We start from the raw sequence: 12,131 nt of genomic DNA on the forward strand, positions 1-12,131 counted from the left end.
ACACGAACCTGGGCCGGCTGCTCCAGATCTATGAGGAGCTGCGGGAGAACTCCCAGCTCCTCGTCATCACCCACCAGAAGCGCACCATGGAGGTCGGCGACGCGTTGTACGGCGTGACCATGCGCGGCGACGGCGTCTCCGCGGTGATCTCGCAGCGGCTGGAGCGGGCCGCGACCGCCTGACCGGGGAGCGGGTCCTAGGGTGACGGCCGTGAGTGAACGAGCCCCCCTGCCGACCCGTGCCGACTACGTCGCCTGGCGCACCGTGACCACCCGCTGGCGCGACGACGACGCCTACGGGCACCTCAACAACGCGACGTACTACGAGCTCTTCGACACCGCGGTCAACGCGCACCTCTTCGAGGCGACCGGCACCAACGTGCGGCACCTGCCTCGGATCGGGGTGGTCGCCGAGACGTCGTGCCGCTACTTCCGTGAGATCGGGTTCCCGGAGCCCATCGAGACAGGGCTCGTCGTCGACAAGGTGGGCACCTCCTCGATCGTCTACCGGATCGGGCTCTTCCAGGGCGACTCCGACGAGGCGGCCGCCGAGGGGCGCTTCGTCCACGTCTACGTCGACAACGAGCGCGGCGCCGGTCAGCGACCCGTCGTACCGATGCCGGACGCCATCCGCGCCGCCGTCGAACCGCTGCTCCGCCCCTGAGCGGAGGGGACACGTCGACGGCCCGCCCCGAATGGGGGATCGGGGCCGTGCTGTGCCACGCTGGCAGCCAGGTCCGCCGTCCTCGGGAGATGAAGTCATGCTCGTGATCACCCTGGTGATGCTGTTCGTGCTCGTCGCGGCCGCCGCCGTCGTCGTGTACGTCGCCTACCCGCACCGCGGCGAGGACCTGCCGGTCGTGCCCCAGGTGGGCAGCGCCATGCGCAAGGGCGTCGACGCCCTGCCGACCATCGGCGAGTACGAGGACATCCGCGCCTGAGCGGGTCCGCACCGTCTGGTTGGATTGCCCCATGGGTGACTGGCTGTATCTGATCATCGGCATCGCCGTCGTCGGCGTGCTCACGCTCGCGGGACTCGTCACGTCGGGTCGCCGGCGCAGGGGCGTGCCTCCGGCCGGGGGCACCGACGTCATCGCGCCCCCCGAGGCGCCGAGCGAGGCTCCGACCCGGGCGCCGACAGAGGCGCCGACCGTCGAGACGGACGTCGAGACCGCGCCGCCGGTCGAGGTCGAGCCCGAGGCGCCGGCCCTCGAGCGCCCCGAGGGCACCGCCAGCCGCCTGGTGCGCCTGCGCCAGCGGCTCTCCCGCTCGCAGGGCACCCTGGGCCGGGGCCTGCTGGCACTGCTGAGCCGTGACCGGCTCGACGAGGACACGTGGGAGTCCATCGAGGACACCCTCATCACCGCCGACATCGGGGTGGCCCCCACCCAGCAGCTGGTCGACCGGCTCCGCACCCGCCTGCGCGTCGAGGGCAACACCGCGAGCGACGCCCGCGAGGTCCTCCGCGAGGAGCTCATCGCGCTCGTCGACCCCGACATGGATCGCCGCCTCCAGGTGAGCGGCGCGGACGGTCGACCGGGCGTCGTGCTCGTGGTCGGCGTCAACGGCGCCGGCAAGACCACCACCGTCGGCAAGATCGCCCGGATCCTGGTGGCCGAGGACCGCACCGTCACGCTCGGTGCCGCCGACACGTTCCGCGCGGCCGCCGTCGACCAGCTCGCGACCTGGGGCGAGCGCGTGGGCGTCGAGGTGGTGCGCGGCCCGGAGGGCTCCGACCCGGCCAGCGTCGCGTTCGAGGCCGTCAAGCAGGGCGTGGAGCAAGGCATCGACACCGTCATCGTGGACACCGCCGGCCGCCTCCAGAACAAGGCCGGCCTGATGGACGAGCTGGGCAAGGTCAAGCGCGTCATCGAGAAGCAGGCCCCGGTCACCGAGGTGCTGCTCGTGCTGGATGCCACCACCGGCCAGAACGGCATGATCCAGGCCCGCGTCTTCAGCGAGATCGTGGACGTCACCGGCATCGTCCTGACCAAGCTGGACGGCTCGGCCAAGGGCGGCATCGTCGTCGCCGTCCAGCGCGAGCTGGGCGTCCCGGTCAAGCTCGTCGGGCTCGGCGAGGGTGCCGACGACCTGGCGCCCTTCGACGCCGCGGCCTTCGTGGACGCCCTGCTCGGCTGAGGGACGCGCCATACGGGCCGCCCCCGACTCCGCGGCCGGTGGCTCGCTCAGCGCTCCCGGTCCCGCAGGGCCCTGACCGCGTCGTCGACCAGCGTCGCCGCGCGCTGGTCGAAGGTGTGCGCGGCGATGATCCGCTGGGCGAGCTCGCGGCGGGTCGTGTTGTCCGGGAAGGCGGCGTACGGCGGTCGCACCAGGCGGGCGAGGTCGTGCTCGTCGGCGAAGGGCTGYACGAGCGCCCCGAAGGTCTCCTGGAGCCCGGAGACCTCGTCCGTGGCGATGCGGGCCCCGCACGCCGCCGCGTCGAAGAGCCGGTTGGAGAGGAACGAGTCCCGCCGCATGTCGACGTGGTGGTCGTTGAGCACCACCCCGGCCGAGGCGTACAGGACCCCGACCTCGTCGTTGGGCACGCCGCTGGAGGCCACCATCTGCGGGTCCAGGTACTCGTCCCAGTCGGCGCCGTGCACGGTCACGTCGGCATCGGCCGCCAGGGCGGTGCGCACCGCGTGGCGGAACACACCCCGCGAGTTGCCGACGAACAGCACCGGAGGGCCGGTGTCGGGCACGCCCCGGTCGGGGTGGAAGTAGCGCGGGTCGGTGCACTGCAGCAGGGGGCTCACCTCCAGCCCCCAGTCGCGGCGCACCTGGGTGGGCCAGCTGACGCTGGCGGCGTACACGAGGTCGAAGCCCTTGATCTCCTCGGCCGTCACCAGGTCGGGGTGGCTGATGATCCACTCCATGTTGAGGGCGTCGGGGTGCGGTGCCACGAGGTCGAGGCCCCGCAGGACCAGCACCACGTCGTCGTGGTCGCGCGACGAGCGGTGGCGGGCGTCGCGTGAGTCGACCGCCACGAACTGGCCGCACCGCTCGAGCGCGGCGGCCAGGGAGCGCGCGAAGTGGGTGTCGCCCCACCGCTCGCCCCGGGGCCCGGCGGGAGCCGCCGTGTCGATGGTCCAGCGCAGGCGTGGGGGGCTCTCGTCGATGCCGCGCACCGGGCGCACCAGGTGCTGCTGGAGCAGCACCGAGTCGGACTCCGGGTCCTCCGGGTCGGCGGCGACCCGTTGGGTGCGGACGCCGGTGACGTCGAAGCCGAGGGCGTGCCAGAGCAGCGCCGTGCGGTCCTCGGGGATCGCGTGGCGTCGCGAGCGCAGCGCGGAGAGGGCCACCTTGAGGGCGGCCGGGTCGGCGTACGCCGTGCGGGAGATGACGGTGACGTCCGGCACCAGCAGACTGGTGCCGGCGCCGGTCGCGAAGGCACGCAGACCCAGGTCGGTCTCGGCCAGGACGTCCTCGAGGAGCGGGTCGAGGCCGCGCAGGGCGGTCAGCCGGTCGGCCCGCAGGGCGACCGCGGGGGAGGCGGGTGCCGGGATCTCCGTGTGTCCGAGCCGGCGGGCGTCCGAGGCGGGGAAGCCGCCGAGGAGCAGCCCGAACCGGTCGTCGCCCCGGGGGAAGCTCGCGCCGGCCGACAGGATGAGGCCGCGCCGGTCGAGGACCAGTGGCTGCGCGACGGCGACGCCCTCCTCGCGCACGGCGGCGGTCAGCGGAGCGATGATGCCCGGTGCAGGCTGGGCCTCGGGGCGCACGAGGACCACGGTGTCGCCGGTGCTGTGCGCGATCCCGATGTTCATCGCCGAGCTGATCGACGTGCCGGCGGGGACCGAGACGCTGGTGACGCCGGGCAGCAGCGCGGCCAGCGCCGAGGTGAGCAGGTGCGGTCCGCGACGGTCGCGGGCGGTGACGACGACGACGTCCACGTCCGGTCCTCCGGCGAGCAGCCAGTCGACGGTGCCGCGGCTGCCCATGCCCATCGGCAGCACGACGCTCGTCTGCCCGACGACGCGCGCGGTGGCCTGGGCGGCCTCCCAGTTGACGGTCTCCGGGGTCTCCTCGGTGACGCCGCGCAGCAGCACGAGGGGGTTGGCCCACTCGAGGTCACCGGTGCGGAGGCGGCGTACGAGGTCGGCGACCGTCTCCTCGGAGTCACCCTCGTCGAAGCCGTCGAGCGCGGTCAGGACCGAGCGCCGCAGCAGCGTGGTGCCGAGGTCGAACTGGGAGGCGGTCACCAGCTCGCCGGAGAGCCGGGTCTCGCGTCCGGGGAAGGCGTGCACGGCCGAGCGGTCGCCGGCGCGCAGGACCCCCACGGCCCGCGCGAGGAACTCGGGGTGCCACAGGTGTCCCGGCTCCAGGAAGGCGACGAACTCACCGCGGGCGCGCTGGAGGCCACGGTTGAGGGTCCGACCGAGCTGCGTGCGCGAGCCCATGATCACGCGGACGCGGGCGTCGCCGGCGGCCACGTCGGAGGCGAGGGTCCCGGTGGCGTCGATGGACCCCCGGTCGAGGACCAGCAGCTCCCACTGGTCGAGGGTCTGGGCCTGCAGCGCCGCGATGGTCGGCGCCAGCAGGGGGCCGACGTCCTGGGCGCTCATGAGCACGCTGACGACCGGGCCGGCGGTGTCGGGGGAGTGCTGGTGGGCGCCGGGGTTGGCGTCCAGGTAGGACAGCACCTGCCACTCGCGGGCCGCGCGCAGGGCGTTGTCGCGGAACTCGCCCCACGAGATGTGCGGATAGCCCCGGCGTACCGGCAGCGGGGTGTCCCGGGTCGCGTGGGCCGCCCACCAGGCCAGGGGACCGAACTCGTGGTCGCGGGCGGCGGAGTTCTCCTCGTGGATCCGCTCGGTGTTGATCAGCGGGTGTGGCGCCAGCCGGTTGCGGCGTGGGCCCTCGGTGACGTACCAGAGGGACGGCGGGAGGTCGCCGGCCTGCCAGACGCCCTTGCCCGGCAGCCACGTCGCCTCGAACAACGGGTGCGGCGAGATGTCGGGGGTGTTGATCACCGCACGCGCCGCATCCTCGGCGGTGCCGGGCTCGGTGCCGAGCTGGGCGGCGATCCAGTCGAGGTCGAGCAGCCCGGAGGCCACCAGGTCGCGGGCGGAGTGTCGCGCCGTGGAGCTCATGGGAGGTTCGATCACGGTGTGCTCACCACCTCATCCTGCCGCGCGGCGCGCCGGGCGCTCGCTGCCGAGCAGGGGCTCGATGAAGGTCGCGAAGTCGGCCGCCATCTGCTGCGGGGGGCGGGACCGGGCGGTGGCCAGGGAGGAGGCACGCGCCGTCGTCGCCCGCTCGGGGTCGTCCACGAGGTCGTGCACCGCGGCACGCAGCGTCTCCTTGAGGGACCGGTCGTCGCGCGGGTTGAAGAGCCGCACGTGGGGCTCGTCCGCGAGGTCCAGCAGGGCACCCGTACGGGGGCCCACGATCGGCAGCCCGAACGTCTGGGCCAGCCAGAACACGCCCGAGTTGAGGATGCGGGAGTAGGGAAGGACGGCCAGGTCGGCGGCCCCGAACCAGACCTGGAGCTGGTCGTCCGGGACGTGGGAGAACTCCGAGATGACCCGCGGTGACTGCTCGCACCGGCGTTCGAGGCCGGCCGTCTCCTGGGTCTGGGCGGGCTTGCCGGCGACCAGCAGCTGAAGCGCCGGGTCCTCGTCGGCCAGCTCGTGGAAGACGTCGAGCAGCCGACCGAGCCCCTTGTAGGGCCGGATGCCGCCGAGCGCGACGAGCACCTTGTCGTCGGGACCGAAGCCGAGCTGCGCGCGAGCGGCGTCGCGGCTGATCCACTGCGGGTAGCGGCCCAGGTAGCTGGAGTGCTCGATGACGACCACCTTGCGCGGGTCGAGGCGCAGCACCTCCGACGCCTGGCGGGCGGTGATCTCGGCGAGGGCGTGGATGGTGTCGGCGCGGTCGGCCAGCAGCTGGGCGAGCTGGGTCTCGGCCCACACGTGCTTGGCCTCGTGGGGGAGCACGTTGTGCAGCGTCCACACCAGCCGTCCGCCGGCGGCCCGGAACTTGTGCAGCGCGGCGCTGAAGCGGTCGAGCTCGATCGCGGCGCGGTAGGGGCCGGCGGCGTACTGCAGGATCGGGGTGGTCCAGTGGATGTTGAGCGTGCCCGGCACCGCCGAGACGGCACGGTTCTCCAGGTGGGCGACCACGTCGGCCACGGCCACCGGGTAGGCGTCGACGGCGTCCAGGCCGGCGAAGAGCATGCCCTGGTACGGGTTGGCCCGGTTGTAGTCCGGGAAGTAGTGGAGCGCCTTCGTGGGCGGTGCGGCCGCCTCGACGTTCACCCGGGTCCGCACCAGGGCGTCGAGCTCGGCGGCGCGGTGGTCCCAGGTGTGCCCGTCGAGCACCAGCTCCCGCAGCGCGGCGGCCTGCGCGGCCGTCCGGTCCGGGTCCGCCAGCTGCTCGGTGATGATCTCCCCCAGCTCGTCGGAGGTGGTGTACGTCGGCAGGTCCAGGTCGACCTCGACGGCGCCGAGCCGCGAGTTGAGGACCGGGAGGGCGCCGGAGGCGAGGCTCTCGAAGACCAGCGCGGACAGGGTCCCGTGGGTGACGGCCGACACGGGCATCTCGATGACGCTGAGCAACGCGGTGCCCAGCACGTCGGGAGCACGCAGCCAGGCGACGGGCGCCTCGAGCCGGCCCAGCAGCGAGCTCCGCATGGTGCGTAGCGGCTCCGCGTGCACCGCGAGGGGCACCTCCAGCGGCAGGTCGGTCAGCAGGGGCTGTACGGGGCGACCACGGTCGACGTGCACGCCGAGGGCGACGACCTCCGTGCGCGCGGTGCCTGCGGGGACGAAGAGCTCGGCGTCCACGCCGGTGCGCAGGACCACGTCGGCGCGCGGGGTGCGCCGACGCAGGGTGGCCAGGGCGGTCCCGGAGCCCGCCAGGACACGGTCGAAGGCGACGAGGTGGTCCAGGTCGGCCCACTCGTCGGTGCTGTCGTGGGCCCAGGCGACCTTCCAGGCATCGGCGGGCGCCAGCGAGGGGTCGACCTCGGGAGCGGCGGCGACCCACACGTCCGTCGAGCCGCCGAGGTGCCAGCGGTGCTGGGGCACCAGGCGCACCCCGTGCCCGCGGTCGACGAGGGCCAGCCCCAGACCGGCGGCGGCGACCAGGTCGGGGGAGGGGTTGCGCAGGTCGACCGAGCGCACCAGGAACGTGTAGCGCTCCCCGTCGCCGGACGCGAGCTCGCCGTCGACGAGCTGGCGGTACCGGGCCCGACGGCGGTCGAGGGCGCTCTGCTCCTCGGAGTCGCCGGTCGTCACGACGACCGCCTGCGGCGGGCGCGCTCCACCATCGAGGCCACCGCCCGGACGGCGCGTGAGTCGTGGGTCAGGAAGAGCTCGTCGGAGAGCCCCGCGGCGCGGGCCTCGGCGAGGTCGCGCTCGCGGGCCACCTGGGCGACGCGGGCCCGTAGCAGGACGTTCTTGTGGCGCAGCCGTTGGAGCCGGTCCTGCAGCTCGGCGACCTGACGGTCCATGGCGAGCAGCTCGTCCTTGCCCAGCTGCATCTCCCGGGCGATGGTGGCGCGCTCGCGTCCCAGCAGCTCGCGCGTGCGCTCGAGCTCGTGGGCGAGACGACGGTTCTCGGCGGCACTCGCGCCGTCGGCCTCGGGCGACAGTGGGCGCGCGGTGGTGAACGAGGGGAACCGCGCCACCGTGATGTGGCGTCCGTCCTCGGTCGCGGACTCGCTCTCGAGGGTGAAGCCGGCGGACTGCAGCGGAGTCGCCAGGTCGCGCGCACCCGAGACCACGACGAGGCCGCCCGGCACCAGCGCCCCCGAGCCGAGGGTGCGCAGGAAGGCGTCGGGGGACGGGCCGTCGTCGAGCACGTGCTCCACGACCACGACGTCCACGGGAGCCACCAGGAACGGCTGCACCCACTCGTCGGCGCGGTCGGCGAGGTCGACCTCGGGACCCCACTGCTCGTCGGCGCCCCCGTCGAAGGGCCAGCGCAGGCACTCGACCTCCCGGTCRTGCTCCTGGGCGAGTCGCCGCGGCACGGTCGAGGGCTGCACGCCGATGTGCAGGACCCGGGGACCGCCGGCCAGCGTGCTGTCGATGACCGCGGTGGTGTCGTCCTTGGCCCTCATCGGACGCCTCCCTGCTCGTGGCGGTCACTGCCGCCGGGGCCAGCGGGCGCGGCGACGGCGCGTTCCCTGGTCCGGTCCTCGGGCCACGGCACGTGCGAGACCTCCTCGTTGCGTCCGTCCCTGCCGGCGCGCGCGTCCGCGGAGGCCCGCTCGACGAGGGCGTCGAACTCCTCGAGCCACTCCGGAGCGGCGCGCCGCACGGTACGACGCCAGTTGCGCACCCACTTGCCGCGCAGGTGCGCCAGCGCCGCCTCGGGATCGCCACCGAGGGAGCGCTCGACGAAGAGGTAGCGGTTCCGTGTCATGTAGTAGAGATGGTAGGGCGAGGGGAGCGCCCCGCTCGACCTCTTGAGGTGCACCATCCGGGCACGTTGGTCGACGACGATCCGCCATCCGGCCCGGTGGGCGCGGCGGCACCAGTCGGTCTCCTCGAAGTAGAGGAAGTACTCCTCGGGCAGCGGCCCCACTGTCTCCAGCGTGGTCCGGCGGGCCAGCAGGGAGGCGCCGGTCACGTAGTCGACCTCGAGCCGCCGGGGCGGCTCGGCGCCGTCGACCGGCTGGCCCTGGTGGATGTGGCGCGTCTCGCCGTGCTTGGTCTCGTCGACGATGCCGCCGTCGAACCAGATCACGGCCGGCTCACCGGGGTGCACGATGCGAGGCCCGACCACGCCGCAGTCGGGGACGTCGTCGAAGACCTGGAGCAGCCGGGGCAGGGTCTCGGGCTCGACGCGGGTGTCGGGGTTGAGCAGCCAGACGWACTCGTTGCCCCGCTCGAGGCACCGGGCGATGCCCACGTTGCTGCCGCCGGCGTACCCGAGGTTGGCGCCGCTGCTGATGACCTCGGCCCGGTGGCCCAGCACTGTGCGCAACCCGTCGGCGGACGCGGCGGAGTCGCTGTTGTCGACGACCACGATGTCCAGGTCGAGGTCCCGCGACGTCTCCAGCGACGCCACGCACGCCGCGGTGTCGTCCGCGCTGTCGTGGTTGACGATCACGACCCCCGTGCGACCGGGCTGGTGCACGGGCGCAGACGAAGCGTCCCGTGGGCTCCCGGTCATGCGGCGCAGTGTAGACGGCGGGGGACCCCGCACCGGTCCTCGCCCGGGTCGCCGCCGCTCGCCGAGGTCGTTCACACGGACGTAACACGACGGGCACATCCGTTGCATGCCCGCAACACGACGCGGCAGACGAGGAAACGTCGCCCCAGCAGGGTTCTGGCCAACAGGGTGGGCCGCCGCATGACACCGTCGTCATGGCGAACGCGGACCATCCCCCCGAACGTTCCCTGGAGGTTCTGTGGACGGCTACTACGCCTTCATGCTGGTGGCGACCGCCTTCGTCCTGATGATGACGGTGCCCGCTCTGGCCCTGTTCTACGGCGGCATGTCGCGATCCAAGTCCGTGCTCAACATGATGATGATGTCGTTCATCGCCGCGGCCATCGTCGGCATCCTGTACGTCGCGGTCGGCTGGTCGATGGGCTTCGGCGGGGACGGCACGTTCTTCGCCAACCCGTTCGAGCTGCTCTGGCTCGACGGTGTCACCACCGACAACTACATCTACGTGATGTTCCAGATGACCTTCGCGATCATCACGGTCGCGCTGATCAGTGGCGCCGTCGCGGACCGGCTCAAGTTCTCGGCGTGGCTGGTGTTCGTGCCCCTGTGGGCGGTCATCGTCTACTTCCCGATGGCCCACATGGTCTTCAGCTGCACCCCCGACTCGTTGATCTGCGGCCGCATCGGCGCCCAGGACTACGCCGGTGGGACCGCGGTCCACATCAACGCCGGTGTCGCGGCCCTGGTGCTGGTCCTGCTGCTCGGCAAGCGCATCGGCTGGCCCAAGGACCAGATGCGCCCGCACAACCTGACCCTCACCATGCTCGGCGCGGGCATGCTGTGGCTCGGCTGGTACGGCTTCAACGTCGGCTCCATCGTGTTCGGCACGACCTTCGACGAGGACCCCGACGCCTTCCTCTCGCAGTTCTACTCCGAGACCGGCCGCACCTTCGCCAACACCACGTTGGCGACCCTGGCCGCGATCCTCGGCTGGCTGCTCATCGAGCGGCTGCTGCACGGCAAGGCCACGTCGCTCGGTGCCGCGTCCGGCATCGTGGCGGGCCTGGTCGCCATCACCCCGGCGGCCGGTGCCGTCAACCTCAGCGGGGCCGTCGCCATCGGCCTCATCGCCGGCGGCGTGTGCTCCTGGGCGGTCAGCCTGAAGTACAGGCTCGGGTACGACGACTCCCTCGACGTGGTGGGCGTGCACCTGGTCGGTGGCATCATCGGCACCGTGCTGATCGGCGTGTTCTCCACCTCCGCCGGGGCCGGCGGCATCGACGGCCTCCTCTACGGGGGCGGCTGGGGATCGCTGGGCGACCAGACCCTCGGCGTCCTGGTGGCGGTCGTGTTCTCGGGTGTCCTGACCGCGATCATCGGCCTGGCCGTCAAGTACACGATCGGCCTGCGCCTCGACGAGGAGGACGAGGTCAACGGCATCGACCTCGCCGAGCACGGCGAGTCCGCGTACGACCTGCACAGCGGCAGCAGCGGCGGCGGGACCGGCATCCTCGCCACGAGCACCTCCAGCACCTCGAGCACCCAAGGAGTCAACGCATGAAGCTCGTGACCGCAGTCATCAAGCCCCACAAGTGGGAGGACGTCCGTGAGGCGCTGGAGACCTTCGGGGTCACCGGCATGACCGTCTCGGAGGTCAGCGGCTACGGCCGCCAGAAGGGCCACACCGAGGTCTACCGCGGGGCGGAGTACGACATCGCCCTCGTCCCCAAGATCCGCATCGAGATCGTCGTCGACGACGCGGATGCCGACGACGTGGTCGGCATCGTCGTCAAGACCGCGCAGACCGGTCGGATCGGCGACGGCAAGGTCTGGGTGAGCCCGGTCGAGACCGTGGTGAGGGTCCGCACCGGGGACACCGACGAAGCTGCCCTCTGAGCAGACACCGCCACTGGCCCGTCGGGACTCGTCCCGGCGGGCCAGTGGCATACCCGGGGCGTGCCCGGGGAGGATCGGAGACACGATGACTGCCCCCGAGAGAGCCGCCCGCACCGAGGAGGCCGACCGGCTGTGCCGTGCTGCGTACGACGCCTGTGATGGTCCCGGCGTCGGCGTCGCGCTGGTCGCGGTGGGCGGCTACGGCCGTGGCGAGCTCGCACCGCACTCGGACCTGGACGTGGTCCTGGTGCACGAGGCGGAGGTCGACCCCGGCGCCGTGGCCGAGAAGGTCTGGTACCCGTTGTGGGACTCCGGCTCCCGCCTCGACCACTCGGTGCGCTCGCTGCCGCAGATGGTCGCCGCCGCCGAGGAGGACCTGAAGGTGGCCCTCGGGCTCCTCGACGTGCGCCACCTCGCCGGCGACCCCCACCTCACCCTGCGGCTGCGGACCACGATGCTGGCCGCGTGGCGGCGCGAGGCCCGCGACCGGCTGCCCGCGCTGCGCGCGCTCGTGGACAAACGCCACGAGGTGGTCGGCGAGCTCGCCCACGTCTCGGTGCCCGACGTCAAGGAGGCCGAGGGTGGCCTGCGCGACGCGACCGTCCTGAAGGCGCTCGAGACGACCTGGCTGGTGGACGTCTCCGGACCCGAGCTGGAGCGGTCGCGCCAGGCCCTGCTCGACTTCCGGGACCTGCTGCACGCCGAGACACGCCGGCCCACCGACCGTGTCGCTCCCGAGCTGTGGGACCCGCTGGCCACCAGCCTGGGGCTCGACGACGCGGCGGCGGCACAGCGCCACGTCCGTGAGATCGGGCGTCGCGTCACCCACTTGTCCCGCCTGACCTGGCGGCGGGTGACGTCGGTGCTGGCGCGCCCCACCTCGGTGCGTGACGCCCGTCGCCCGGCGCTGGTGCCGATCGCCCCCGGCGTCGCACTGTCGCGCGGCGAGGTGGTGCTGGACGCCCGGGCGCGACCCGACCGCGACCCGGTGCTCCTGCTCCGCGCGGCGGCCGAGGCCGCCGAGCGCGACGTGGTGCTCGCCCCCGCCACCGCCGCCCGGCTGGTGCGCGAGGGTGCGCCGCTGCCCACACCCTGGCCCGCCGAGGCCCGGGA

At 73.0% G+C, this 12,131-nt stretch carries 11 protein-coding genes; 7 read left to right on the forward strand and 4 right to left on the reverse strand.

The annotated features are described in order from the left end of the window. The 4 genes from ACXJKL_RS04480 to ftsY form a co-directional block, all read left to right on the forward strand. Positions 1-182: hypothetical protein (locus ACXJKL_RS04480; protein WP_457205855.1), on the forward strand; the 182-nt coding region annotated here is incomplete at its 5' end. Positions 183-210: 28 nt separating this feature from the next. Further along, entirely contained in the window at positions 211-663 is a 453-nt protein-coding gene (locus tag ACXJKL_RS04485; protein ID WP_457205856.1) for an acyl-CoA thioesterase, read from the forward strand. Between the two features lie 97 nt (positions 664-760). Then, a complete protein-coding gene (locus tag ACXJKL_RS04490) occupies positions 761-940 on the forward strand; it encodes a hypothetical protein (protein WP_457205857.1) in 180 nt (59 codons plus the stop codon). Positions 941-971: 31 nt separating this feature from the next. Beyond that, positions 972-2,138: a signal recognition particle-docking protein FtsY gene (gene ftsY, locus ACXJKL_RS04495; RefSeq protein WP_457205858.1), complete on the forward strand. Its 1,167-nt coding sequence runs from the start codon at positions 972-974 to the stop codon at positions 2,136-2,138. 47 nt (positions 2,139-2,185) lie between these two features. Here the strand turns inward: ftsY and ACXJKL_RS04500 are convergent, their stop codons facing one another. From ACXJKL_RS04500 to ACXJKL_RS04515, 4 genes are read right to left on the reverse strand one after another with little or no spacing between them, the layout of a single operon-like run. Continuing rightward, positions 2,186-5,089, reverse strand: coding sequence for a glycosyltransferase (locus ACXJKL_RS04500; RefSeq protein WP_457205859.1), 2,904 nt, complete (start codon positions 5,087-5,089; stop codon positions 2,186-2,188). Positions 5,090-5,119: 30 nt separating this feature from the next. Then, positions 5,120-7,237, reverse strand: coding sequence for a glycosyltransferase (locus tag ACXJKL_RS04505; protein WP_457205860.1), 2,118 nt, complete (start codon positions 7,235-7,237; stop codon positions 5,120-5,122). After that, on the reverse strand, positions 7,234-8,064 hold the full coding sequence (locus ACXJKL_RS04510) for a hypothetical protein (protein WP_457205861.1): 831 nt from the start codon (positions 8,062-8,064) through the stop codon (positions 7,234-7,236). Before ACXJKL_RS04510 ends, ACXJKL_RS04505 begins: the two co-directional genes overlap by 4 nt. Then, entirely contained in the window at positions 8,061-9,122 is a 1,062-nt protein-coding gene (locus ACXJKL_RS04515) for a glycosyltransferase family 2 protein (protein WP_457205862.1), read from the reverse strand. The genes ACXJKL_RS04510 and ACXJKL_RS04515 overlap by 4 nt, the downstream gene beginning before the upstream one ends. 238 nt (positions 9,123-9,360) lie before the next feature. On the opposite strand from ACXJKL_RS04515, the gene ACXJKL_RS04520 reads away from it, so the two are divergent. The 3 genes from ACXJKL_RS04520 to ACXJKL_RS04530 all read left to right on the forward strand — a co-directional run. Further along, on the forward strand, positions 9,361-10,683 hold the full coding sequence (locus ACXJKL_RS04520) for an ammonium transporter (RefSeq protein ID WP_457205863.1): 1,323 nt from the start codon (positions 9,361-9,363) through the stop codon (positions 10,681-10,683). Then, positions 10,680-11,018: a P-II family nitrogen regulator gene (locus ACXJKL_RS04525; RefSeq protein ID WP_457205864.1), complete on the forward strand. Its 339-nt coding sequence runs from the start codon at positions 10,680-10,682 to the stop codon at positions 11,016-11,018. Before ACXJKL_RS04520 ends, ACXJKL_RS04525 begins: the two co-directional genes overlap by 4 nt. An 85-nt stretch (positions 11,019-11,103) precedes the next feature. After that, positions 11,104-12,131 (forward strand): nucleotidyltransferase domain-containing protein (locus tag ACXJKL_RS04530; RefSeq protein WP_457205865.1); only part of this gene is annotated, 1,028 nt, incomplete at its 3' end.

This window comes from Nocardioides sp. P5_C9_2 (assembly GCF_054049555.1).

Bases quoted from the DNA above. Each gene is read 5' to 3' on its own strand.
- ACXJKL_RS04490 (WP_457205857.1), top strand. From the start codon at position 761: ATGCTCGTGATCACCCTGGTGATGCTGTTCGTGCTCGTCGCGGCCGCC.
- ftsY (WP_457205858.1), top strand. From the start codon at position 972: ATGGGTGACTGGCTGTATCTGATCATCGGCATCGCCGTCGTCGGCGTG.
- ACXJKL_RS04525 (WP_457205864.1), top strand. From the start codon at position 10,680: ATGAAGCTCGTGACCGCAGTCATCAAGCCCCACAAGTGGGAGGACGTC.